A 25,387-nucleotide genomic window follows, 5' to 3' on the forward strand; every position below is an offset into this window, starting at 1 on the left:
GTGCGCTAGATCGGCATCAGGAAGTGCTTGCGCGGGGTCTTGAGGACCTGCTTGTCGCGCAACTGCGCCAACGCCTTCCGGAGCTGCAGGCGGGTCTCGGCGGGCTCGATGACCGCGTCGACGTAGCCGCGTTCGGCCGCGAGGTAGGGCGTGGCCATCATCGTGTTGTAGAAGTCGATGAAGTCACGACGAACCTTGTCGGCCTCGGCAGCCGAGAGCCCTTCGGTCTGACGACGAGTCAGCACGGCGGCGGCCGATTCGGCACCCATGACGGCGATCTTGGCTGTTGGCCAGGCGAAGTTGATGTCGGCACCGAGGTGCTTGGAGCCCATCACCGCATAGGCGCCGCCGTAGGCCTTGCGCAGCACCACGGTGACCTTGGGGACGTCGGCCTCCACGTAGGCGTAGAGGAAGCGACCCGACCGGCGGATGGTGCCCTTCTGCTCCTCGGCGAGGCCGGGGAGGATGCCCGGCGTGTCCACGAGGAACACCAGCGGGATGTTGTAGGCGTTGCAGATCCGGACGAAACGCGTCGCCTTCTCCGACGAATCTGTGTCCAGCACACCGGACATGACGCTCGGCTGGTTCGCGACGACGCCCACCGACCGGCCGTCCACACGTGCGTAACCCGTGATGATGTTGGGCGCGAACAGTTCTCCCACCTCGTGGAAGGCACCGTCGTCGAACAGCCGGATGATGATGTCCTTCATGTCGTAGCCGGCGTTGTCGTTGTCCGGCATGAAGTCGTTGAGCGACAGATCCGACTCGGTGATCTCGGGTTCGAGTCCCGGGTTGATCACCGGCGGTTCCTCGTACGCGCTCGACGGCATGTACTGCAGGTACTCGCGGACCCAGTCGAACGCGGCCTTCTCGTCGGGCGCGATGTGGTGGATGTTGCCCCAGCGCGCCTGGTTGTGGGCGCTGCCCAGATCCTCGGCGGAGATCTCCTCGCCGTTGACCTGCTTGAGCACGTCCGGGCCGGTGACGAACATGTACGACTTGTCCTCGACGGCGACGAGGATGTCGGTGTTGGCCGGCGTGTAGACGGCACCGCCCGCACACTTGCCGAGGATGACCGAGATCTGCGGTGCGAGACCGGAGAGCAGATCGTTGCGTCGGCCCATTTCTGCGTACCAGGCCAGCGAGGTGACGGCGTCCTGGATGCGGGCGCCCGCCGAGTCGTTGATGCCGACCATCGGGCAGCCGATCTTGCCCGCCCACTCCATCAGCGATGCGACCTTGCGGCCGAACATCTCGCCGACGGTGCCGCCGAAGACGGTCTGGTCGTGCGAGAACGCGGCGACGGGGCGTCCGTGGACGAGGCCGTGGCCGGTGACCACACCGTCGCCGTACCCGCTCTCCGCGGCGCCCGGCATCTTGGCGAGCGCGCCGCTCTCGACGAACGTCCCGGGGTCGAACAGCATGGCCAGGCGTTCGCGAGGGGAGCAGATCCCCTTCGCCGCACGCTTGGTGACTGCCTTCTCCCCTCCGGGTTCGCGAGCGGCCTCCAGCTTTTGCCGGAGGTCGGCGAGCTTGCCTGCGGTGGTGTCAGTCACGGTCCTTCACTTTCTACGCGACCACGATGTCTCGTGAGGCTACTTCTTACCAAGCCGTCCGAGACGCGTGCCAGATCGGCGCCGATCTTGGCGATGTAGGGCTCGTCGACGATCGACAGGTGGTCGCCACCGATGTGGATGATCTCCAGGTCGTCGACGACCTCGCCCCACCGGCCGTCCTCGTCGATCTCGGCCCACTGCGGTTCGAGCTCGATCGCCCCGGCATGCATCTTGTCCGCGCGGTACAGCACGACCTTGCCGTCGTACGGTTCCGGCGCGATGTTGCTGAGCACGCGGTTCTCGATGAACGAGGTCCGCTGGTGTTCGATGATGCCGCCCGGGATCTTGGTGCCCGACATCGACATCATCTCCATGATGATCGCGAACTGACCCTCGTCGTCGGCCTCGACGAGCCTCTCCATCGGGATCGGCACCTCGGGGTCGAGGTCGTAGTTGCGGATCGCGAAGTCCTTCCACCGTTCCAGGCGGGCGCGCTTGGTCTCGGGGGTCTCGGTCATGTCCTCGCGAGGACGCACGACGTCGATCAGGCCGACGAAGGCGACCTCCTCGCCGGCTTCGCGGAGAACCTGGGCGACGCCGTAGGCGAGGGCACCGCCGAACGACCAGCCCACCAGCACGTACGGCCCGTTCGGCTGCAGTTCGCGCAGACGCGGGATGTACTCGCGGACACGGTCTTCGATCGTTCCCTCGACGCCGCGGTCGAAACCGATGACCGGCTGGTCGTCGGGCAGCCGCTTGAGCAGCGCCTCGTAGGCCGAGGTGTTGCCGCCGGCCGGGTGGAACAGTAGGATCGGGGTCGGGTCGCCCGCAGCGGGGTCGTAGACCTTCTTGCCCTCGGGAACCAGACGCAGGTAGCGCAGGAATCCGTCGGTCGACGCCCCGGCATCGAGGTGCTCGCGAACGTAGTTCGACATCTCCTCGATGGTCTCCGAGTCGAGGATGTCCTCGACGTCGATGTCGCCACCGGTGCGCTCGTTGAGGCGGTCGGTGAGCTGCTGGGCCGTCTCCTCCGACAGGACCGGCAGCTTGTTGAAGATGCCGCCCGCGGACTTCTTGGTCACGACCGCGTAGGTGCCGAAGGTCAGGCGCTCGGCCGCATCACGCGGCGGGACATCCGAACCCGCGGCCTCGGCGACCGCCTTCTGCGAGGTGATGTCGGTGGCCGGCTTGGCGGCCGCGACCGGTTCCGGATCGGTGCCCGGGGAGGTCGCGACGGCGTCCTCCACGTCCACGACATCCCGGGCCACCTCTTGCTTGGGCTCCGGGGACTCCTCGACGGCCGGCACGCCCGGGGTCGCGCCCTGGGCGTTCTGCTCGTCGATGTAGGCGTTGAGCGCTGCCGTGTCGAGTTCGCCTCCGCTGGCGGCGTTCTCGGCGAGATCGTCGAGCTGGTCGCGGTGGGTGACCGCGAACTCGACGAACTTCTGAACGTCGGCCAGGTTCGCCTGGCGCATCGCCTGCAGCTGTAGCTGCGGGATGTCGAACTCGTACTCGACGCGGTTCTTGATCCGCACGGCCATCAGCGAATCCAGGCCCAGCTCGATGAGCGGGATCTCGCGCGGCAGGTCCTCGGGGTCGTAACCCATCGACTCGCCGACGATGATCGCGAGGCGATCGCCCACGGTCTCACCGGATTCCGGATTCCACTTGTTGCCGATGTCGTCGACGATCTCGTCCTCGACGACGACCTTGTCGTCGGCGAACGCCGCGGCACCGGACTCGGGGGCCGCAGCGGGCGCGGACGCCGTCGCGGCGGTCTCGTCGAGGTCGCCGGTCACAGCGGCCTCGAAGAACAGGCGGAAATTCTTGTCCGCCTTGACGTGCAGGCTCACCGACGCGCCACCCGGATGCGGGCTCAACGTGGTGGTGATGGTGCCGGTCGTCGGGACGTCACCGTGCGACACCGCCGCACCCACCGAGGCGTTCTTCAGCACCTGAGCGGCGGCGGCGTGCACCAAAGCGCGCGGGTCGGTGACGGCTGCGGCATTGACCTCCCAGGCGTGACGGCCGTCGGGCAGCGCGACATGCGATCCGGGGACCGAACCGGCCGAGCCGCCCGAGGACAGCTTCGCCTTGAGCCAGAACTCCTTGCGCTCGAAGCGGGTTCGCGGAACGGCCGCATAGCCACCCGCGCCGAACAGCGACGCGACGTCGACCGGGTGGCCGTGCACGTACAGCTTCATCAGCGCGTTGACCAGACCGAAGCTCTCGTCTTCCTTGCGACGCAGCGTCTCGATGAGCTCGGCGTCGTGCAGGCCGGCCGAGAAGGTGACGGCCGCAACGGAGATCAGGACCGCCGGGTTGGGCGAAAGCTCCAGGAAGGTGCGGTGACCGTTCTCCACGGACTTCGAGATGGCCTGGCTGAACCACACACTGTGGCGCAGACCCTTCAGGAAGTAGTCGATGGTGTGGACCGGCTCGTGGCCCGCGCGGTAGAACACCTCGCGGTCGACCGAGCTGTAGAACCCAGTGGTGAGCCGCCGCGGCTCGATGCCGGTAAGCTCGTAGGCGAGTTCGCCGAGGATCGGGTCCATCTGCGAGGTGTGACTCGCCCCCTTGGTCGCCAGCTTGCGGCCGAGTTTGCCCTCGGCCTCGGCCCGCTCGACGATCGCGTCGACCTGCGACTCCGGACCGCCGATGACGGTGTGGGTCGGTGCCGCGTAGACACAGATCTCGAGGTCGGGGTAGTCGACGAGGACGTCGTTGATGTCCTCGGCGCTGTACTCGACCAGCGCCATCAGACGGATGTCGTCGCCCTGCAGCATCGACTCGCCTTCGCCCATCAGCCGCGAACGCTGGCAGATGACGCGGGTCGCGTCCTCCAGCGACAGGCCGCCGCTGATGTAGGAGGCCGACGCCTCGCCCATCGAATGCGGCACCAGCACACCGGGTTCCGCACCGTGGTGGCGCAGCGTGTCGGCGAGCGCGACCTGGATGGTGTAGATGCCGACCTGGCTGGTCTCGATGCCGTAGGTCTGCTCGTCGTCGAGGAACATGTCGGCGATCGAGTAACCCAGCTCGTTCTGGATGTGCGCGTCCACGCGGTCGACGTACTTCGCGAATATCGGGTTCTCGGTGTAGAGCTGCTTGGCCATCTTGCGGTGCTGCGAACCGAAGCCCGACAGCAGCCACACGGCCGACGCCGCATCCGGCGAATCCGAGGAGTACACCAGGGGATTGCCCTTGCCGTCGGCGATCGCCCGGACACCGGTGATGGCGTCGTCATGGGTGCGGGCCATCACGACGGCACGTGAACGGCCGTGGTTGCGGTGCGCGAGCGCGCGGCCGATGTCGGCGAGCGGGGTGGCCCGGCCCTCGTCGGACTCGAGCCACTCGAGCAGGTCGGCGGCGGTCTTGCGGCGGCGCGACGGCAGGAAGCCGGAGATCACCAGCGGGACGACCGAACCCTCGACGGCACACGGCGCGAAACCCTCGGCCGGGTCGGCCGCGGTCTCGGCGAGCGCCGGCTCGACATTCGCGGCCTGCGCGGCCAGAACGGCCCGCTCGGCCTCGGTCAGGTACTCGTCCTCGTCATCGTCGAGATCCGGCTCGCCCGGAAGGGATTCCGTGGCCGGGAGCTCTGCTGCCGAGGCATCGACCGGAACCGTCTCCGGCTTCAGGTCGCTCGGCAGGACCTCGCGGACCACGACGTGCGCGTTGGTGCCGCCGAAGCCGAAGCCGGAGATACCGGCGACGGCGTGACCCGAGTAGCGGGGCCACTCGGTGGCCTCCGGGATCACCTTGAGGTTGGTCGCGTCGAACTGGATGTACGGGTTGGGACCGCTGTAGTTGCGCGACGCCGGGATGATCCCGTTCTTCAGCGCGAGGACGACCTTGGCGATCGCACCCGCACCGGCAGCGGACTCCATGTGTCCATAGTTGGTCTTCACCGAACCGAGCAGCATCGGCTTGTCGGCGGTGCGGCCGCGACCGACGACGCGGCCGAGGGCGTCGGCCTCGATCGGGTCGCCGAGGATGGTGCCGGTGCCGTGGGCCTCGACGTAGTCGACGGTGCGCGGGTCGATCGCCGCGTCGGTGTACGCCGAACGCAGCACCTCGACCTGGGCCTCGGGGTTCGGGGCCGGCAGGCCGTTCGAACGTCCGTCGGAGTTGACGGCCGAGCCGGCGATGACCGCGAGGACCTCGTCGCCGTCGCGGCGGGCGTCGGCCATGCGCTTCAGCACCACGAGACCGCCGCCCTCGGCGCGGATCATGCCGTCGGCGTCGGCGGAGAAGGCCTTGATGTGGCCGTCCTTGGCCTGCGCGCCGATGCGGTCGAAACCGAGGGTCGCGGCGGGCGTGATCAGCATGTTGACGCCGCCGGCGAGGGCGACGTCGGATTCGCCGGTGCGCAGGCTGCGAACCGCCTGGTGAATCGCCACCAGCGACGACGAACACGCGGTGTCGATGGCGATCGACGGTCCGCGGAAGTCGTAGAAGTAGGAGACGCGGTTGGCGACGATGGCCGTCGAGGTACCGGTCAGCGCGTAGGCCGCGGTGTCCTCGGCGCCCTCGCCGAGTCCGAGGGTGGCGAGCAGCTGGTAGTCGTTGGTCGACGTACCGATGAACACACCGACCGGTGCGCCCTTGAGGTCGCTCGGCGGGATGTGGGCGTGCTCGAGCGCTTCCCAGGTGAGTTCCAGGGCGAGCCGCTGCTGCGGGTCGACCATCTCGACCTCGCGCGGGCTCATCTGGAAGAAGTCGGCGTCGAACGAGCGCACGTCGTCGAGGTAGCCGCCCTTGATGTTCGAGGACTCCAGGATCTCGGCGAACCGCGGATCGGAGGTGAACTCGGTCCATCGGCCCTCGGGCAGATCGGAGATGCCGTCGACGCCGCCGACGAGCGCCTCCCACGTCGACTCCGGGGTGGTGCCGGACTTGGGGAAGCGGGTCGACAGGCCGACGATCGCGATGTCGTCGTCCGTGCTGCGCTCACGCCGCCAGAAGGTGTCGGCGGTGTCGTCGAGACCTTCGTCGGGGTCGCCGTCGATGATGCGCTGTGCCAGGGACGAGATCGTCGGGTGGTTGTAGACCACGGTCGCGGTCAGGATGACCCCGGTCTTGTCCTCGACGTCGGCGGCGAGCGCCACCGCGTCGCGCGAGGAGAGTCCGAGTTCTTCCATCGGGCGGTCGACGTCGATCTGGGCGACCGGCACGGCCGTCGCCTGCGACACCCATTCGCGCAGCCAGTCCCGCAGCTCGTCGACGGTGAGGTCACCGGCGGTCTCGCCTGGTGTGGCCTCACCGTTCGACGTCGCGTTGGTCGCGTCGGCGGTTGCTCCGTCTACCGAACCGGGGGTCTCGAGGGACGAGTCGTCGGGCAGATCGGTGCCGCGTGACTCGTCGGTATTCAGTTCAGACATCGCTTCCAGACTACTGCTCTCGTCGCACCCGAAACCGGGTGCCGGGTGACTGTTGTGGACGCGCTATTCCGCCGCGTCCGGGAACGCCGTCTGCTTGTAGCCGCCGCGCAGGCTGCCGTCGATGTAGGCGGTACGAGTCGCCCGGCGCGCGATCTTGCCCGACGAGGTGCGCGGGATCGAACCGGCGGGAACCAGCAGGACGTCGCGGGCCATGACGCCGTGGCGCTGCGCGACGGCGGCACGCACGGTGTCGGCGACCTCCTGCGGGTCGGCCTTGCGGCCCGGGCCGCGCTCGGCCACGATGACCAGCTGCTCGGAAGCGTCGTCGGGATCGGGGGTCAGACCGCTGCCGGCGAACTCGAAGACCACGGCGGGCAGCTGGTTCGCCGGCACCGAGAAGGCCGCGACGAAGCCCGGACGCAGCGCGGTGCTGGCCTCCTGGGCGCTGTACTCGAGGTCCTGCGGGTAGTGGTTGCGTCCGTCGACGATCACCAGGTCCTTGACGCGACCGGTGATGTAGAGCTCACCGTCGAGCCAGACGCCGTAGTCGCCGGTCCGCATCCACAGGCCGTCGGCCGGGGCGCCCTCGGAGTGGCTGCCCTCCGACAGCGGGGTGACGAGCTTGTTGTGGAAGGTCTCCTCGGTCTCGGCCGGCTTGTTCCAGTAGCCGGCGCCGATGTTGAGGCCGTGCAGCCAGATCTCGCCGACGTGGCCGTCGGGACGCTCGGATGCCGTCTCCGGGTCGACGATGACCGCCCACTGGCTCACCGCGACCTGGCCGCAGGACACCTGCGCGACCGAGTTCGGCGTGCCCTCCTCCACAACGGTCAGCTTGCCCGCGTTCAGGTCGTCGCGGTCGACGTAGATGACCTTGGCCTCGTTCTCACGCTGGGTCGCGGAGACGAAGAGGGTGGCCTCGGCCATGCCGTAGCAGGGCTTGATGGCGGTTTTCGGCAGGCCGTAGGGCGCGAAGGCCTCGTTGAACTTCTTCATCGAGCTGACCGTGACCGGCTCCGAGCCGTTGATCAGGCCGATGACGTTCGACAGGTCGAGTTCCTCGCCCTCCTTCGGCAGACCGCGTGCGGCGGCGTGCTCGAAGGCGAAGTTCGGGGCCGCGGCGTAGGTTTCCGCGCCGTCGGCGGCCGCGGCGAGTTCCTTGATCCAGCGGCCGGGCCGGCGGACGAACGCCTGCGGACTCATGATCGTGATGTACCGGCCGCCGAGCGCCGGAAGGATCACCGTCAGCAGGCCCATGTCGTGGAACATCGGCAGCCAGGTGACGCCGCGGGCGTTGCGGTCGATCTGGATGGTGTCGGAGATCTGCAGGACGTTCGCGGCGACCGCCTGGTAGGTGATCTCCACGCCCGCGGGGACGCGGGTCGAACCGGACGTGTACTGCAGGTAAGCGACGGTGTCCTTGTTGTGGTCCTTGCCCGCGATCGGGGCGACCCAGCTCGAACCCACCGAGTCGGGCACCGCGTCGACGGCGATGACGCGCGGGCGCTCCTTGGCCGGCAGCGGCGCGAAGAAGTCGCGGACCGCCTCGGCGGACTTGGTGGAGGTGAGGATCGCCGTCGGCTTGCAGTCGTCGAGGACGGCGTGCAGTCGATCGGTGTGGCCGGGCTCGTCGGGCGAGAACAGCGGCACCGCGACGTTGCTGGCGTACAGCGCGGAGAAGAAACCGATCACGTACTCGAGCGACTGCGGCGCGAGAATCGCAACACGATCACCGGGCTTGGTCACCTGCTGCAGGCGTGCGGCGACAGCGCGCAGGCGCTTGCCGAACTGCGCCCAGGTCAGGTCCTGGCTTCGCCGTCGCGCTCGCGGCTGTAGTCGATGAACCGGTAAGCCAGCGTGTCGGCCTGCTCACGCACGTTCTGTTCGACGTAGTCGACAAGCGTCGCTTCCTCGGTGAAGGAGATGTTTCCCGTCTCATCGAGAAAGTCTTCGAGTTCAGTCTTCAGCATTCATTACTCCTGTGGCCCCCTCGTGGACTCCCCCACGCGAGTGCAGTTCCCGGTGACGTCCTTCGGCGACAACACCCGGCGCTTCTGCCATCCACGTCCTGTGCCGACCGCGGGATACGGTAGCGCACGTCCAGTTACACAACGAAAAACTTGTGATCGTCAAGTTCAGCTTCGAAAGAGCGTACGTCGGTTCATCGACGTACACCCTCGGGTCAACACCCACCACCTCGTCGTTCACACGCGAGACAGACGGTCATCCTACTCCCCCTTCAACTGGGCCAGAACGGGCGCAAAGGCGTCCATCTGGGTCGGGAAGACCCCGACGTAGGACATGGTCGTCCGGCGACGGACCTCGCGGATCTGATCCGCGATCTCCTCGAAACTGCCGATCGCGATGTACGGCGAGGACAACACGTCGTCGACGGTGAACTCGGTGTCGTGCGCGATGTTCGGCGGGTAGCCCTGCTCGAGGGCCTTCAGCGCCATCTCGGCGGTTGCCACACGATCGTCGGTGATCACGATGACGGCGATCGTCCAGTTCAGCTCGATGTCGTCGAACCGGTCACCCGCGGCCTGGCGGATGCGGTCGACACGTTCGGCCGTCTTCTCGATGGTCATGTCCGACAGCTTCATCTTGCCGTCGGGCGTGGTGCCCGGGGCGACGGAGATGATGTCGGCGTGCTTGGCGGCGAGCGCCAGCATCTTCGGTCCGCCACCGCCGACCGCGATCGGCGGTCGCGGTCCCTGGCGGGGTCGCGGGCTGCCCTCGAGGCCGTTGATCTTGTAGAACTCGCCGTCGAAGTCGACGGTCTCGCCGCGCATGAGTCCGTCGAGGATGGTCAGCGCCTCGTCGAGACGGCGGATACGGACGCCCGGGGACTCGAACTCGATCCCCGCCTTGTCGAACTCTTCCTTCATCCAGCCTGCGCCGATGCCGAGCTCGAGTCGTCCCTTGCTCAGCACGTCGATCGTGGTGGCCTCCTTGGCCAGGAGAGCCGGGTGGCGCCAGCCGTTGGCCAGCACCGACGTCGCGAGGCGGATCGTGCTGGTGGCCTGGGTCAGCGCACCGAGCGCGGCCAGCGGACCGACCTGGTTGCCCAGGTGATCGGGCACCGCGAAGGTGTCGTAGCCGTATTCCTCGGCGGTCTGGGCCAGCTTGACGAACTTGCGGGCACCACCCTCGTCCTTGTTGCCCTCACCACCCGCGCCGAAGCGGAACTTGCGCAGACCGGAGGAGCTGCCACCCGCATCATTCGGGGGTTGCGTCATCGCTGTCCTCTCCTCGTGTCCGGCCGTCGGGGACGCCGTGCGGCATCCCGTGTGTTCGTTCGCCCGGGTGAACCCCGGGCCAGCCCAACACGTTAATGCAGCGTGACGGCCCCGCAAAACGAATCGGTGGTGTTGGCGACAGGGTTACCGCAAGTTGACCGACCGCGGGACGCCGATGGGTCAGCTGTGCTTCGGACGCGGGGCCTCGTCGATGAGGCGCTCGGCCCACGAGTACATCCACTGCGTCGCGGTCTGCCCGTCTTTCTCCCAGTACCGCGGCGTGCCGTACATCGCGTGGATCGGGTTGCTCGCCGCATTGGCCAACTTCGACACGGCGGCGAGCGGATTGACGACCGTCGGCGAATCGCAGATGAGATCGCCTGGCGCACAGATGGACTGCACGCGGTCCTCGAGATCGCCGAATCCACCGTTGCGCGGGCCGGTCATGGTGATGCCGGGGACGATCTTGCCCATGCCGCCCAGCGCGATCTCGGCACCGACGCCGTCGGGGCTGGGGTCCACGTCGTTCTGCTTGCCGGGCTGGCGTCGTCCGTCGGCGATGAGCCCGACCCCGAGAACGAGATCCTGGTCACCGTCGGCGAGCACGCCCCGGCCGTTGCCGATGTTGCTGGCGAGATCGCCCGCGATCACCGCCCCCTGGCTGAAGCCCATGAGCACGTAGCCGGTGAGCGGGCAGCGCTTGTTGGTGCTGATGATCTTTCCGGCCGCGCGTTTGTACCCCTGCGTGCGCGAGACGTTGTAGTCGGCCTGCCGGTCGGCGAGGTTCGTCGGATTCCGGAACTGAGCGGTGTAGGGCACCGTGTAGATCTCGGTCCGCGACGAGTCGAACTGCTTGCCCAGTGCGCTCGAGACACGCAACATCAACGAGTTCGGGTTGGCCGTGGGCGTATACGGATCGTCGGTCGCACTCGACTCCCAGGTGCCGGGGATCACCACGGTGAGCACGTCGGGACAATCCGCGGGTTGCGCCTCAGGCCGCTCCTTCGACGGCGTCGACGGCACCCCGGGCCCGATCGGCGGGGTCGGCCCGGGCCTCAGCCACACCAGGATGAGCAGCACGATGAGGACGATCGCGATGATCGCGAGCGCGAGGAGGAACAGGGAGAACTTCCCCAGCCGCCGGGCGGGGCTCTTCCGAGCGCGGCCCGCGGCACGTCTGGCCATCACGTCAGCAGTAGTGCCGTTCTGCCGCGCGGATCACCTTGTCGGCCTTGGTGTTCGCCTCTTCGACGGTCTTGGTGCCCGGTCCGACCGACGCGGTGACGAAGGCCTTCACCATGCCCGGGTCGGCGCCCTTCTGCTTGGCGCCGCACACGTACTTCGCCATGGTGAGCGAGACGGAGTTGTCGCTGTCGCCCATGAAGGTGACGTTGTCCGCCTTCAGCGCCGCGAGGTAGGCCTTGGCCTTGGCGTCGAGCGGAGCGCCGCTGGGGCCCGGGAAGTTGTCCGGGACCTGGTGCTCGGGTTCGGCTCGGTCTCGGGCAGTTTCGAGGTATTGCCCGACGGCGCGGCCGAGACCTCGGTGGTCGGCTCGGCCGACGCCGAACCCGACGCGGGTGTGGACGATCCCGCGGCCGAGTACAGCGACGTGGTGGTGACCGGGTTGTTGGTGATCGGTGCACTGGCCGTCGAGTCGTCGGAGCACGCCGAGACCGAACCGAGCGCGAGTGCGAGCCCCGCCAAGGGCAACACCAGCCGAGCACACTTCGTTGTCATCGCCACTTCCTGTCGAACCTCTATCCCGCCGGACGCGGCACAGTCGGACACTGCACCGCACGCTCCGTCAGGCTACCGTCCCCACGCACCTCGACGATCCCGCCCACCGGCGCGACCTGCACGAACGCCTCGATTCCTCAGCGAAGTCTCAGCGCCCGCACACGTGCGGTCGAGGTTGGGCAGTCACTTCAGAACCTTGGTGCCGTCCTTGGCCGTCCAGGTGATGCGGCCGTGTTCGAAGTAGTTGACCCGGCCCTTGCCGTCGCGGGTCGGCTCCTCGTTGCTCAGCGGCTTGCCGAGACGCCCGCCCGGACCGCCGGCGGCCACGTAGGCACCGCCGATGGCACCGGTCACGATCTTCGGGCCCTTCGGGCCGGTGAAGATGCGGCCGTTGGCGAAGTCCTGGGCCTTGCCACCGGGGACGCCGTACGACGGGGTCAGGCAACCGCCCAGATCGCCCTTGTTGGCGTCCCAGAGCTTGCGGAAGGCGCCGTCGACACGGCAGGCCACCGCGTCGCGCGAGAGACCGAGTGCGGCCGCGGCCTGCGGCCACGCCTGCATCATCTCGAACTCCCAGTACGGCCAGGTGTGCGTGCCGGACGGACGGTAGACCGCCTGTCCCGGAATCCCCTTGCGGTTCAACTGAACCGCGAACTGCTGGGACGTGACGCGGCTGAGCATCTCCAGACCCACGCCGGAGTAGTTCGTCGCGAGCAGCGGGATGTCGGACGGCTTGTCGTGCGCGCCGACCATGCCGTTGCCGGAGGAGATGTAGAGACTCGTGCCCTGCAGCTTGTCGGCCAGGACGTACGGATCGTGTTCCTTCCAGGCCGGGTCGGAGGGCGGGCCGAACATCTTCATCGAGTCGTAGCCGCCGCCGTCACGGACGGCGAACTGGATGGCCTGCGGCATACCGAAGGAGCTGAACTGCAGGATGCCGGAGAACGACGCAGCGAACTTGTAGAAGCCGGGGTTGCGCGCGGCCAGCATCATCGCGGCCGAACCACCCATCGACAGACCCTCGATGCCACGGACGTCCGTCGAACGCCAGTCGTTCTCGAGGATGGGCGGCAGTTCCCGCATGAGGAACGTCTCCCACTTGTAGTTCTTGCCGCGGTCGGGTTCCTTCCAGTCGGTGTAGAAGCTCGACTCGCCACCGATCGGCAGGATGACGTTGACGTTCTTGTCCTTGTAGAAGTCGACGATCTTGGTGTTGAGAACCCAACCGCTCTGATCGTCCTGCGCACGCAGGCCGTCGAGCATCGTCAGCTGCGGGAACTTCTCCTTGGGCTTGGCGTGCCAGTCGCGCGCCAGGAGGATCTGCACCTGGATGTTGGTGTTCATCGACGGCGAGTACACCCAGAGGGCGACCCGGCGATCGGTGTACCAGTACGTGTTGGTCACCTTGCCCGGCGGAACCGGGGCCGGTGCGGCTGCCGGCGCCGCCGATGACGGGGGCGCAGCCGGAGATGCCGGTGCCGGGGCAGCCGGCGAGGCCGGGGCAGGTGCCGGCGCGGGTTCGGCGCCCGCAAGGCCCTGACCCACGACAAGTGTCATCACGGCCATCATCGCCACCACGGCGGCCATCACCGTTCGCCAGGCCACTCGGGCACCGAACGGTCGTGTACCACTGTTTCGCCGCATCACTCTCCAGAACTCCTTCGACCCAGTACAACGGCGTCCGCACGTCCTGACCGATTCCCCGTCAGTCACAACTGCATCATCATTACCAAACGCCTCAGGAGTTTCTTACACGGAATCCGGCCCCGGTGTCCGAACGCCACGCTGTGACTCGTGGGATTTGTGTGACAGTTGATACCAAGAGGGGCCGGTGGCAGTTCGTCCCGGGAACACGACGACGCCCCGCCCGGGAATCCCGGACGGGGCGCCGTGAAGGCCGTGTCAGGCCGGTCTGTTGCCGATCAGCGGAAGAATCCGCGGTTCTTGGCGTTCCAGACCATGTCCTGCCAGTAGCCCCAAGCGTGCGTGCCATTGGCGTAGTACGTCATGAGCGGCACGCCCTGGACGAACGCGGCTGCCTCGAAGGCCTTCGACTGCGTGAACGCCAGCAGCTCCAGCGTCGAACCCTTGAACAGGTCGTCGAACACGTTCGGCAGTGCGTTGTACCGGCCGAAGAGACCGTTGCCCGAGCCCACGAAGAGCTTCATGCCGCGCATGTTGCCGATGTTCCAGAAGGGATCGTTCTGGAACCAGCGGATGCTCCACGGCGGGCCCCACATGGCGTCGATGTTCCACGGCTTGGGATCGACGTCGAACATCGCCAGGCGCAGTGCGGTGCGCATACCCGGAGCGCTGAGGAAGTTGTAGCCCGACAGCGAGCCGGCACGGTCGAAGTGCTGGCGGTTCTGCGCGCCGATGACGAGGGCCGCGTTACCGCCCATCGACAGGCCCATGATCGCGTAGCGGTTCGACGGCCCGACGCGGAAACCGCGCTTGTCGAGGGCGCCGACCAGCGACCTGGTGATGGCGCAGTTCCAGCGGTACCGGTACTTCTGGCCGTTGAAGTTACTGGGTGCATCCCAGTCGGTGTAGAAGCTGGCCGGTCCACCGATGGGCTCGACGACGTTGACGCCGGATTTCACCATCTCCTGGACGTTGGTGTTGATCTCCCAGCCGCTGTAGTCGTACTGGGCGCGCATGCCGTCGAGCAGGATGACGGTCTTGTAGTTGCCCGGTCGCTTCCAGGCGCGGACCTTCACATCGGGCATTCCGCAGCCGTTGATGAAGAATTCCTGCTTGCCGACCTGCGTTCCGCCGATACGGGCGGTGGCCTGTCCGGCGACCACGCCGGTGAGACCCACAACTGTCAGCACGGCTACGAGTGCGGCGACCAGCCGGTTACCCATCCGGCCGCGCGCAGGCTTGTTCGCCTGAGTGGCAGCTTCACGCATGTACAGAATCTCCCTCTTCGGCCGATCGGATCGGGGAGGTCTCGCCTCCCGCAGAACCCGACCGGTTCTTGTGCGTCTCACATCTCTCGTCGCCCGGCGCTGTGCGCGGCGCGACGATGGTTCCGAGCCGATCTCGCATGCGATTCGCCGTCGGCGAGCCTATTCGATGCCCCCGAGCGTGACAAACCTTGTGATAGCGATCACAACCCCCGCCACCGAGCGTGCCCCGGCACTTGCCACGACACCTCGGTCACGACCGGATTATCGACCTCTGACGCCGGGACGTTACCGATCCGAGATGTTCCGGGGCAAGTCCTCAGGGCAGAGTACGGGTTCTCTGCGGGTTTGTTTGGGTTCGTATGTGAGAGTCGCGCGCACCCGCGTGACCCTCGGATGTCCGACTAGTCCGGATTCACGGGCGGCGGCATCTCGAGTCCGCACCGGGCGATCTCGTACTCCGGTTCCCGCTGGATCCGATAGCTGTTGAACGTGAACGCCTGCTTCAGGTTGTGCTTGAAGCGGGTGAACGACCACGGTCCCTCGAAGGAGGCGAACCGGTCCTTCGTCTCGGGGCATTGCAGGGCCACCTGCGCCTGGCGGACGAGGTCCTCGTCGAGGTACCCCGGCAGGACCGGCTTGCGCGGGTAGGCCCCGGCCTCGGCGACGACCCATTCGCTGGGCAGGATCTTGTCGTGCCCGATACGGCCGTCCTCGAGCCGCTCGGTGTGAGCGGCGAGCGGGTACGCCAGACCCATCTGGTCGATGACGCGCACGTCGAGAGGCGCGTTCATGCTCGTCATGCCGAGATTGAGGAAGTAGACCGTCACCTTGCGCTCGGCCCCACGGGGCATCACCGCGGGCAGCTGCGCGACGTACCACTCGTCGTAGTTGAACGACGGCAGGATGACGCCGCCGTCCTCGCGATACTTGTCGATCTTCTCGACCATCGCGCTCATGCGCGGGTAGGCGAGGTAGTCCTCGGCGGTCACCGGGTTCTCGTTGCCCATGTTCGTCACGTAGAAGCGACGCTCGTCGACGATGCCGCTGCGTCCGATGTCGATGCCGGCATTGGGAAGCACGTTCGCGTGGGTGCTGATCCCCCAGACCAGGACGGTGATCCACAGTCCGGCCATGGCGACCGCACCGGCCAGTCCGACGCGGGTCCGGCGACGTTCGGCCGGGGACACCTCGACGGGTTCCGGATCGTCGTCGATGACGGACTTCTCCACGGCACGACGCCGGCCGAAGGCGGCACCGAGGTGCGCGGGGACCGTCAGCGGCACGACCATGAGCGGCAGCAGCGTCACGAACAGCGGCACGAGCAGCACGCGGCCGTGCATGAAGTCGCCGCCCTGGCGGATCCAGTAGACGATCAGGACGAGACCGGCGACGGCGACCACGGTCACCACGGCGGTCGACGACTGGAGCCGGGCCGACAGCGCGGCCGGCCGGGAGCGGTCGGTATCGGCCGTGCTCGCACCGGCATCCGCGCGTAGACGTGCGCCGACGATGAGGATCACACCGGCGACGACGGCCAGCACGACCGGCAGCACCAGAATGTACGGACCGAACAGGTTGGTCAGATAGGCGAAACCCTGCTCCCACTTGGCACCGCTGGCGTCCTTGGCGACCGCCGGGTTGGGGACCAGGAGGGCGTAGTAGCCCATCCGGAAGATCTGGTAACCCACCGGCAGGGCACCGGCGACGACGGCCACGCCGAGGCGCATCTTCCAGCCGAGCGGCGCGAAGAAGACCAGCACCAGCACCAGTCCGCCGAACACGGTGAGCTCGGGCCGGATCAATGGTGCGAGACCCGCGGTGAACGCGAGCGCGAGCGTCGCCGCCGAGGCCTTGCGCGTGGACTGAGGACCGCGTCGAGCCAGGCGACGAGCTGACACCACAGGACGGCGGCCCAGAAGATACAGAGGCCGTTCTCCAGTCCGCTCGTCGCGAAGTCGCGGGCCGGGGGGATGGCGATGTAGATGATGGCGCCGAACGGGAGCAGCAGCGTCCAGCCGTCACCGGTGATGCCGCCCAGGCGGTTGCCGTAGAGACGTGCGCTGCCGTACATGGCGATCGGGATCGCGGCGACCGAGCACACCAGGGCCACCCAGAGGGCGACGTACTCGAGCTGGCCGTCGGTGACCCACGCCCAGAACCACAGCAGGTAGGTCCAGGCGGTCGAGGTGTTGGCCTCGACGCGTTCGCCCGCGTTGAACACCGGTCCGTTGCCCGCGAAGAGGTTCCGCAGCGTGCGCAGCACGATCAGACCGTCGTCGGCGATCCACCGCCGCTGCCAGGCCCCGATCGCGAAGAACGTGCTGACGGCGACTGCGCCGATCAGGAAACTGACCGCGGCGAGACGTCGGCGCGCCTTGTCGATGACGGGCGTGCCAGACGCCCGGGTGCCTTCTACCTCGGGTTCGTCGACGGAATCGATACCGACACCGTCGGTGGACTGCAGACCGTCAATTGACTGCATAGACCGCGACACCCACGCATACTAACCAGGCCACGGCCAGCAGCTGCAGTACACGGTCGCCGAGGGCGATCTCCTCGGGTTCGCCCGCCGCACCGCCGTCGACGTCGACCGCATAGCGAAGGATCGCGACCGTGAACGGCACCATCGAGATCGCGTACGCGACGTTGGTGTCATGGTCGGAGCCCTTGTCGAAGGCCCAGAGTCCGTAGAAGACGACGACGCCGGTGGCCGACAACGTCCACACGAAACGCAGGTAGGTGGTCGTGTAGTACTCAAGCGCCTTGCGGATCTTGGCGCCGGTGCGCTCGGCGAGCTGCAGCTCGGCGTACCGCTTGCCGGCCGCCATGAACAGCGAGCCGAAGGCCATGACGAGCAGGAACCACTGCGACAGCACGATCTCGGCGGCGACACCGCCGGCGATCGCGCGCAGCAGGAATCCCGACGACACGATGCAGATGTCGATGACGGCCTGGTTCTTGAGGCCGAAGCAGTAACCGAGCTGGATGACCAGGTAGATCGCGATGACCACCGCGGTCTGCCAGTTCGCCAGGAAGGAGATGCCGATCGACGCGGCCAGCAGCACCGCTGCGAGGCCGTAGGCCAGCGGCACCGGGACCACGCCGGCGGCGATCGGACGGAACCGCTTGGTCGGGTGATTACGGTCGGACTCGACGTCCATCGCGTCGTTGACCAGGTAGATGCTCGACGCGGCGAGGCAGAACGCGACGAACGCGATTCCTGCGGAGGCCAGCACCGAGGCGTCGGTGATGTTGCCCGCGGCCAGCGGCGCAGCGAGCACCAGGACGTTCTTCACCCATTGCCGCGGGCGGATCGCCTTGATCAGCCCGGCGGTCAGGTTCTTCGGGGGCCCGGCGACCTTCCCGTGCTCGATCGGCTCCTCGCTCATGCACTCTCCCTGTGTCGTGTCACCCGTGCGATGACGGGGGACGCGGCGAGTCGCAGCGGCCCGCCGGGCACCGCGGCCGTGAGGCCGAGCCGGGTCAGGACGCGCGCCGCGCGACGGGCACGTCCTGAAGCCGGAGCATTCCGGGTGGGTTCGAGCAGCACCTTATCGCCCGCGATGACCGCCGCTGCGCTCGCGGCACCGATCGCGGCACCCGCGGTGACGTCTGTCGGATAGTGAACGCCGAGTACGAGACGCGACAGGAGCATCGGCGGCACCAACGCGGCGGGCAACACCCTGGCGTCCCAGCCGGCCGCCCGGCCGATGAGGATCGCCGCTGCCGTGGTCGAGGTGGCGTGCGACGACGGGAAGCTCAGCTTGCTCGGCGTGGACACCCCGATGTCGATGGCCGGGTGGGCCGGCCGGGGCCGGCGCACGATGCGCTTGATGATCACCGAGGCCGCGTGTGCGCCGAAGGCACCCACACCGGCTTCGATCCACAACTGCTGCGATCGCACATCGCCACGGGCACGCGCCAGCGTCCAGCCGGCGCCCGAGATGGCCAGCCAGCCCAGGGCGTGCTCGCCGAAGTGCGACAGACCGCGCGCCGCCGACCGCACACCCGGGCGGGAACCGATGCCCGTCTGGATGGCGACGAGGACCTTCTCCTCACCCGCGAGGGGCCTGGGGGCGTCGTCGGCCGGGAGCTTTGTCGACTCCTCAGCCTGCACGTCGGGACTACTCGATTCCGAAGACACCCGCCCAGCTCTCCTTACTGGTCAACTCACGATGTGCGGCGCGGTACTGCTGCTTCATGTCGCCGAACTTGTCCTGAAGTTCTTTGATCAGAGCGAAATGCTCACGCGCGAGCGCGATCATCTTCTCGCGATCACGCTGCCGGTACACCACTCCCCGACCGTCGGCCGTGGTGACGGTGACACCGTCGACGCGGCCGAGGGAGAACCAGCGCGCCTCGATCGGCGGGTAGTTCGCCTGCGGGACCTCGTGATGCCGCGGGTCGGCGGGGCGCGCGTTGTTGACGACGGCAGCGGCCAGCGCCTTGACCTTGCTGATCGGGTTCAGCGGGATCGAGGTACCCAGATGCGTTGCCTCACCGGAGGTTCGGGGCAGCTCGGTGGCCGACGGCAGCACGACGGCGTCCGGGAACTCCTTGCGCATCGCCGCGACCTTGGGCAGCGCGGTCGGCAGCAGGCTGCGGATGTGCTCGGGCCCGGCGAGGAAGTCGCGGATCGCCTCGTTCTGGATGGCGACCGTCGAATACTCGAGGCACAGAAGGTGTTTCGCGGTCGCCTTGGTCATCGAGCGGATGATGCCCTTGATCGGACCGTCATGGTGGATGGACGCGACGACGAGCCGGTTGCGCAGGTGGAAGTACGCCTGCCAGTCGATGGCGTCGTCCTTGTCGCTCCACGCCATGTGCCAGATCGCGATGCCCGGGATGGTGGCCGTCGGGTACCCGGCCTTGGCCGCACGCAGCGCGAATTCCCAGTCGTCCCACTTGATGAACAGCGGCATCGGCAGGCCGATGGTCTCGGCGCATTCGCGGGGGATCATGCACATCCACCAGCCGTTGCCCTCGACATCGATCCGGCGGTGCAGGTTCTTCGAGTTCTCACGATCCCGCAGCGGGTATTCGGAGAAGTTGTGGTCGTATTCGACGAACGGCGCAGCGGTCCACATGAAGGTGTCGCGGCGGATGACCTCGCCCATGCAGTGCAGGTGACTGCGGTCCTGCAGGTTGAGCATCTGCCCGCCGACGAGCATGGGGGACTTGGCGAATCGCGACATGGCGAGCGCGCGCAGGATCGAGTCGGGCTCGATGGCGATGTCGTCGTCCATGTAGAGGATGTACGGCGAATCGGTGAGTCGCAGCGCCTCGTACATGATGCGCGCGTAGCCGCCCGAGCCGCCGAGGTTGCCCTGGTCGAAGATGCGGAGCCGGTCCCCGAGAGCCGCGGCGGCCTCGGCGTACCCCGGCTCGTCGACGACCTTCTTGGTGCCCTGGTCGGGCATCATGACCGCGTCGATGACCTCGTCGACCATCGGGTCGGAGGTCAACGCGGCCAACGCGTTCACCGCGTCGGTGGGCCGGTTGAAGGTCGGGATGCCGACGGTGACGCGCTTGGTGTCGGCGTCGGAGGTCGGCGCGTCGATCGGCGAATACCAACCGGCGGAGACGATCTCGGTGTCGGTGTCAGTGGTGATGTCGAACCAGATCCAGCCACCGTCCTCGAACGGGCCGAGGTCGAGTTCGAATTCGACCACACCGCGGCCATGTTCGTCGGTGGCGATCAGGTCGCCGCCGATGCCGATGCGCGAGCCGTCGATCTTGGAGCGATACAGGTCGACTCGAGCGGTGCCGACCACCTCGATGCGCAGCACGACCGAGTCCAGGATGCTCCAGCGGCGCCAGTAGGCGGCCGCGAAGCCGTTGAAGTAGGTCTCGAAGCTGACCTCCGATTCGCCGCCGAGCAGCACCGAGGTCCGGCTCGGCGCATGCGCCCGCCGGTTGTTGGAGTCCGACTCGAGCAGGTACAGCGACCGCACGTCGAGCGGCTCACCCGCGCGCGGGAAGATGACGCGCTGCAGAAGGGATTTCGCCTTCGACGGCCCGATGCCCGCATCGGGGATCTCGGCCTGGTTCACGGGGGTCACCGTCATCTATTCGGCTCCTGCGGGGTCGGACACCAGCGGCGCACCGTCACGCAGATGCGGCGCCAGGGTGTTGTCGAACATGGTGAGCGCGCTGGCGATCGCCATGTGCATGTCGAGGTACTGGTAGGTGCCGAGACGACCACCGAACAACACGTTCGCACTGGCGGTCTCGGTCCGGGCGAGTTCACGGTAGGCCGAGAGCTTGGCCCGGTCGTCGGCGGTGTTGATCGGGTAGTACGGCTCGTCGTCGTCGTTGGCGAAGCGGCTGAACTCGCGCATGATGACGGTCTTGTCCGCGGGGTAGGAGTCCCGCTCCGGATGGAAGTGACGGAACTCGTGAATCCGCGTGTACGGCACGTCGGCGTCGTTGTAGTTCATCACCGGGGTGCCCTGGAAATCGCCGGTGTCGAGTACCTCGGTCTCGAAATCGAGTGTGCGCCAGCCGAGTCGGCCGGCCGAGTACTCGAAGTAGCGGTCCAGCGGGCCGGTGTAGACGACCGGTGCGTCCGGGTTCTGCTCCCGCAGCTCGTCGCGGACGGCGAACCAGTCGGTCGACAGGCGGACCTCGATGCGCTCGTCGGCGGCCATGTTCTCCAGCCAGGCGGTGTAACCGTCGACCGGCAAGCCCTCGTACTTGTCGTTGAAGTACCGGTTGTCGAAGGTGTACCGGACCGGGAGCCGGGTGATGTTGCCCGCGGGCAGCTCGGTGGGATCGGTCTGCCACTGCTTGGCGGTGTAGTGCTTGATGAACGCCTCGTAGAGCGGCCGCCCGATGAGGCTGATCGCCTTCTCTTCGAGGTTCTTGGCATCGGCGGTGTCGATCTCGCCGGCCTGCTCGGCGATCAGCTTGCGCGCCTCGTCGGGCGAGAAATAGCGACCGAAGAACTGGCTGATGAGGCCGAGACCCATCGGGAACTGGTAGGCCTGCCCGTTGTGCAGCGCGAAGACGCGGTGCTGGTAGTTCGTGAAGTCGGTGAACTGGTTCACGTACTCCCACACCCGGTCGTTGGAGGTGTGGAACAGGTGGGCGCCGTACTTGTGGACCTCGATACCGGTCGTCGGCTCGGCCTCGGAGTAGGCGTTGCCACCGAGATGGTTGCGCCGTTCGATCACGAGGACCCGCTTGCCCAGCTGGGTGGCCGCCCGCTCGGCGACGGTGAGACCGAAGAATCCGGAGCCGACGACGATCAGGTCAAAGCTGCTAGTGGTTGCCACGGGTCCTCAGGGTAACGGACCCTTCCTGATGATTCTCCGAGCCACGGTGGTCGCCGGGTAATGTTCGATCGTCGGTCTGCAGCCATCGGGCCGGTTCCTCTGCTTCTCGAGTAGTTCGGGGCACCGTGACGTCATCGCCTGAGTTGTCGGCACCCGTGGCTGCAATGCCACCTCCCGCGGTGGCGTCCGCCATCACGGACATCGTGGTCGTCGTGCCCGCCCACAACGAGCAGGTCCTACTCCCCTCCTGTCTCGCCGCACTCGACGCCGCGGTCGCGGGACTTCGGCAATCGGTGCAGGTGATCGTGGTGCTCGACTCCTGCGACGACGACTCCGCCGGTGCGGTACCCGACCACGTGACGACACTGCACGTGACCGCCAGGTGCGTCGGTGCCGCGCGGCGGGCGGGCTTCGCCGCGGCATCACCGACACCGGCCGACACCACCTGGTTCGCGACGACCGATGCCGACTCGGCGGTGCCGCCCGACTGGCTGCTCACCCACGTGGAGGCGGCGGACTCCGGTGCGGACGCTTTCGTGGGGATAGTCACTCCGGACGGCTTCGACGGATGGCCGCGGGGAATCGGGTCGATGTTCGACGCCCGCTACGACGCCCGACCCGGTCACCGTCACGTGCACGGGGCAAATCTGGGCATACGAGCGACCGCGTATGCCGCAGCGGGCGGATTCCGGGAGCTCGACGCGCACGAGGACGTCGACCTCGTCCGGCGGCTCGAGGATTCCGCCGTGCCGATCGTGTGGGGCGCCGATGCCCCGGTTCGTACGTCGACGCGACGGATCGGCCGGACCGTCGATGGTTTCGCCTCTTATCTTCGTGAACTCACCGATCAAGCTCCCGAGGCGTCCCGATGAGCACCGAAGCCGCCCGCGGGATCGTCGACTCCGCCGGGTTCGGCCTGCCGCGGCCCGGCACCGGTACGACGCTCGGGCGCTTCGCTGCGCTCACCCGCCTCTGCTCCGACGACATCAGCACCGGGCGGCTCGTCGAGGCGCACGCCGACGCCGACGCCATTCTCGGCGAGATCGTCGGCGGCGGGGTCCGTCCGGGCGAGTTCTGGGGTGTCTGGGCTGCTCAGCCGCCTGGGACGGGGGTCGACGCCCGGTCGGTCGCGGACGGATTCGAGCTCGTCGGCGTCAAGGAGTGGTGCTCGGGCGCGGGGGCGTGCACCCATGCGCTCGTCACGGCCGCGACGGCCGACGGCAATCGCCTGTTCGCAGTCGACCTGCGGCACCCCGGCGTGTCCACCGACTTCTCGTCCTGGCACGCCGCCGGCATGCGCGCCACCGACACCGGGACCGTCACCTTCGACTCGGTGCCCGCTACGGCAGTCGGTCGGGTCGGGGCGTATCTCGCCCGTCCCGGCTTCTGGCACGGCGGGATGGGAGTCGCGGCGTGCTGGTTCGGCGGAGCTCGGCGCGTCGCCCGACCGCTGTACCGCGCGGTGAGCCGTTCCGACGACCCTCTCCTGCGGATGCACGCGGGTGCGGTGGATGCACAGCTCGCGACCGGGTGGGCCGCGATCGAAGCCGCTGCCCGGCACATCGACGCCGATCCCACCGCTCCGTCGCAGCGCGAGGCATTCGCCCTGCGGTGGTCGATCGAACAGATCGCCACCGCCGTCATCGACCGGGTCGGTCGTGCGCTCGGCCCCGGGCCGCTGGTCGCCGATCCCGATCACGCACAGGCGGTCGCCGACCTCACCGTCTACATCCGGCAGTCACACGCCGACGCCGACCTCGCGGTTCTCGGGTCACTCGTCGACGAGAACATCCCGGGCCCCCTCGCGGATTCGTCGGAGGAGGATTCATGACCTCGGATGCCGGCAGCATGTCGGAACGTTTCGCCGCGACCCCGGTGGCAGAGACGGGAACCCCGGAGGCGGAGTGGCAACGCTGGTTCGCCACCCGGGGGCGGTGGCCGGGCGTCGACCTGTCGGTGGAGCGTCTCGTCGTGCTGTCCGCGCATCCCGACGACGAGGTGCTCGGGGTCGGGGCACTGATCTCCGCAGCCGCGCGCCGCGGGATCGAGGTGGTGACGGTGTGCCTGTCCGACGGAGCGGCGTCGCACCCGGGCTCGCCGACACTCACACCGGAACAGCTCGCCGGTCGACGGCGCACCGAACTCGATTCGGCGACAGCACTATTGGGCCTATCCCCATCGCGATGGTGCGGCCTCCCCGACGGCACCCTCGCCGAACACGAGGAGGAGGTCGAGGCGATCGTGTCCCGGGTGCTCGCCGAGAAACCGGACGTCGCCACCGGCCTGCTGGCCGTGTGGGCGCACGACGGCCACCCCGACCACGAGACGGTGGGCCGCTGCGCCCGACGGGTCGGCGACCGGTTCGGTGTGCCGTTGTGGATGTACCCGATCTGGATGTGGCACTGGGCAACTCCCGACGACCCGGCCGTCCCGTGGCATCGGGTGCAGACCTTCGACCTCGACGACGAGGCACTCGAGCGCAAACGTGCGGCGGTCGAGGCCTTCGTCACCCAGGTCGATGCACTGTCGGACGCACCCGAGGACGCCGTCGTCCTCGGTCCGCACATCCTGGCCAGATTGCTCCGCCATCGGGAGTTCGTGTTCGTATGAGACTGCCGGACAGCTACTTTCACGACATGTACGCGGGGAACGACGATCCGTGGGGATTCACCTCGCGGTGGTACGAACAGCGCAAGTACGCACTCACGCTCGCCGCACTGACCAAGCCGCGTTACCGATCGGCCTTCGAACCCGGATGCTCGATCGGTGTGCTCAGCGGGGGGCTGGCCACGCGGTGCGATCGGCTGATGTGCACGGACGTGAGCCCGCGCGCCGTCGACCTCGCCCGCCAGCGGCTCACCGGGCACCCGCACGTCGATGTCCGGGTCGGCGACATCGTGGCCGACTGGCCGTCGAAGCGCTTCGACCTCATCGTTCTCAGCGAGGTGCTGTACTACCTGGACAGGACCGCCCTCGCCGAACTGATCGCCCGGTTACCCGCGGCCCTCGCTCCGGGTGGGGAGGTCGTCGCCGTCCACTGGCGCTGGCCCGTCGACGAATATCCCCAGTCGGGTGACGACGTCCACGCCGCTCTGGCCGAGTCTCCGATGGTGGCCTCGACGTCGTACTCCGACACCGATTTCCGACTCGATGTTCTCCATTTGTCACCTGAACGGTCGGTTGCGCAACGAGAGGGACTCGTCAGTTCCTAGGGGTTATACGATCCGGCATAATAGATCCTCGACAAACGAGTGTTTCGTTTCCTGCGCTCAGCTGTCGGTCCGG

Annotated in this window: 14 protein-coding genes and 3 pseudogenes; 4 read left to right on the forward strand and 13 right to left on the reverse strand. The window is 67.6% G+C overall.

Annotated elements, in window-relative coordinates:
• Positions 1-5: 5 nt before the first annotated feature.
• From BJF87_RS03320 to glf, 13 genes and pseudogenes are all read right to left on the reverse strand, one after another.
• Positions 6-1,556: an acyl-CoA carboxylase subunit beta gene (locus BJF87_RS03320; RefSeq protein WP_075862646.1), complete on the reverse strand. Its 1,551-nt coding sequence runs from the start codon at positions 1,554-1,556 to the stop codon at positions 6-8.
• Entirely contained in the window at positions 1,553-6,940 is a 5,388-nt protein-coding gene (pks13, locus tag BJF87_RS03325) for a polyketide synthase Pks13 (RefSeq protein ID WP_139319411.1), read from the reverse strand. The genes BJF87_RS03320 and pks13 overlap by 4 nt, the downstream gene beginning before the upstream one ends.
• A gap of 63 nt (positions 6,941-7,003) precedes the next feature.
• A pseudogene (gene fadD32 / locus BJF87_RS03330) lies at positions 7,004-8,907 on the reverse strand (long-chain-fatty-acid--AMP ligase FadD32).
• 258 nt (positions 8,908-9,165) lie between these two features.
• Positions 9,166-10,176, reverse strand: coding sequence for an LLM class F420-dependent oxidoreductase (locus BJF87_RS03335; protein ID WP_006358800.1), 1,011 nt, complete (start codon positions 10,174-10,176; stop codon positions 9,166-9,168).
• A gap of 180 nt (positions 10,177-10,356) precedes the next feature.
• Positions 10,357-11,364 carry a cutinase family protein gene (locus BJF87_RS03340; RefSeq protein WP_035754252.1) on the reverse strand — a complete coding sequence of 336 codons (1,008 nt, stop codon included), beginning with the start codon at positions 11,362-11,364 and terminating at the stop codon, positions 10,357-10,359.
• Position 11,365: 1 nt separating this feature from the next.
• Positions 11,366-11,913 (reverse strand): annotated as a pseudogene (locus tag BJF87_RS03345) (DUF732 domain-containing protein).
• Positions 11,914-12,096: 183 nt separating this feature from the next.
• Complete coding sequence (locus tag BJF87_RS03350; RefSeq protein WP_081724853.1) at positions 12,097-13,557, reverse strand: alpha/beta hydrolase-fold protein; 1,461 nt, start codon at positions 13,555-13,557, stop codon at positions 12,097-12,099.
• A 278-nt stretch (positions 13,558-13,835) separates the two neighbouring features.
• Entirely contained in the window at positions 13,836-14,825 is a 990-nt protein-coding gene (locus tag BJF87_RS03355; protein ID WP_035754246.1) for an alpha/beta hydrolase family protein, read from the reverse strand.
• A gap of 401 nt (positions 14,826-15,226) precedes the next feature.
• A pseudogene (zomB, locus tag BJF87_RS03360) lies at positions 15,227-17,307 on the reverse strand (flagellar motor control protein ZomB).
• Positions 17,294-18,214, reverse strand: coding sequence for a decaprenyl-phosphate phosphoribosyltransferase (locus tag BJF87_RS03365; protein ID WP_006358807.1), 921 nt, complete (start codon positions 18,212-18,214; stop codon positions 17,294-17,296). Before BJF87_RS03365 ends, zomB begins: the two are co-directional and overlap by 14 nt.
• Positions 18,211-18,969 carry a phosphatase PAP2 family protein gene (locus BJF87_RS03370; protein ID WP_040004119.1) on the reverse strand — a complete coding sequence of 253 codons (759 nt, stop codon included), beginning with the start codon at positions 18,967-18,969 and terminating at the stop codon, positions 18,211-18,213. The genes BJF87_RS03365 and BJF87_RS03370 overlap by 4 nt, the downstream gene beginning before the upstream one ends.
• Complete coding sequence (locus BJF87_RS03375) at positions 18,950-20,893, reverse strand: glycosyltransferase (RefSeq protein WP_006358809.1); 1,944 nt, start codon at positions 20,891-20,893, stop codon at positions 18,950-18,952. The genes BJF87_RS03370 and BJF87_RS03375 overlap by 20 nt, the downstream gene beginning before the upstream one ends.
• A complete protein-coding gene (gene glf / locus BJF87_RS03380) occupies positions 20,894-22,102 on the reverse strand; it encodes a UDP-galactopyranose mutase (RefSeq protein WP_006358810.1) in 1,209 nt (402 codons plus the stop codon).
• 164 nt (positions 22,103-22,266) lie between these two features.
• Here glf and BJF87_RS03385 point away from each other — a divergent pair, with 164 nt between their 5' ends.
• The 4 genes from BJF87_RS03385 to BJF87_RS03400 are packed head-to-tail and all read left to right on the forward strand — an operon-like array spanning position 22,267 to position 25,314.
• On the forward strand, positions 22,267-22,974 hold the full coding sequence (locus BJF87_RS03385) for a glycosyltransferase family 2 protein (RefSeq protein ID WP_006358811.1): 708 nt from the start codon (positions 22,267-22,269) through the stop codon (positions 22,972-22,974).
• On the forward strand, positions 22,971-23,933 hold the full coding sequence (locus tag BJF87_RS03390; RefSeq protein WP_006358812.1) for an acyl-CoA dehydrogenase family protein: 963 nt from the start codon (positions 22,971-22,973) through the stop codon (positions 23,931-23,933). Before BJF87_RS03385 ends, BJF87_RS03390 begins: the two co-directional genes overlap by 4 nt.
• The gene (locus tag BJF87_RS03395) at positions 23,930-24,712 is read left to right on the forward strand and encodes a PIG-L deacetylase family protein (RefSeq protein WP_006358813.1); all 783 of its coding nucleotides are present in this window, start codon (positions 23,930-23,932) and stop codon (positions 24,710-24,712) included. Before BJF87_RS03390 ends, BJF87_RS03395 begins: the two co-directional genes overlap by 4 nt.
• Positions 24,709-25,314, forward strand: a complete 606-nt coding sequence (locus BJF87_RS03400) for a class I SAM-dependent methyltransferase (RefSeq protein WP_006358814.1) — start codon at positions 24,709-24,711, stop codon at positions 25,312-25,314. Before BJF87_RS03395 ends, BJF87_RS03400 begins: the two co-directional genes overlap by 4 nt.
• Positions 25,315-25,387: the final 73 nt, after the last annotated feature.

Source organism: Gordonia sp. CNJ-863, assembly GCF_001942325.1.
Taxonomy (GTDB): domain Bacteria; phylum Actinomycetota; class Actinomycetes; order Mycobacteriales; family Mycobacteriaceae; genus Gordonia; species Gordonia alkanivorans.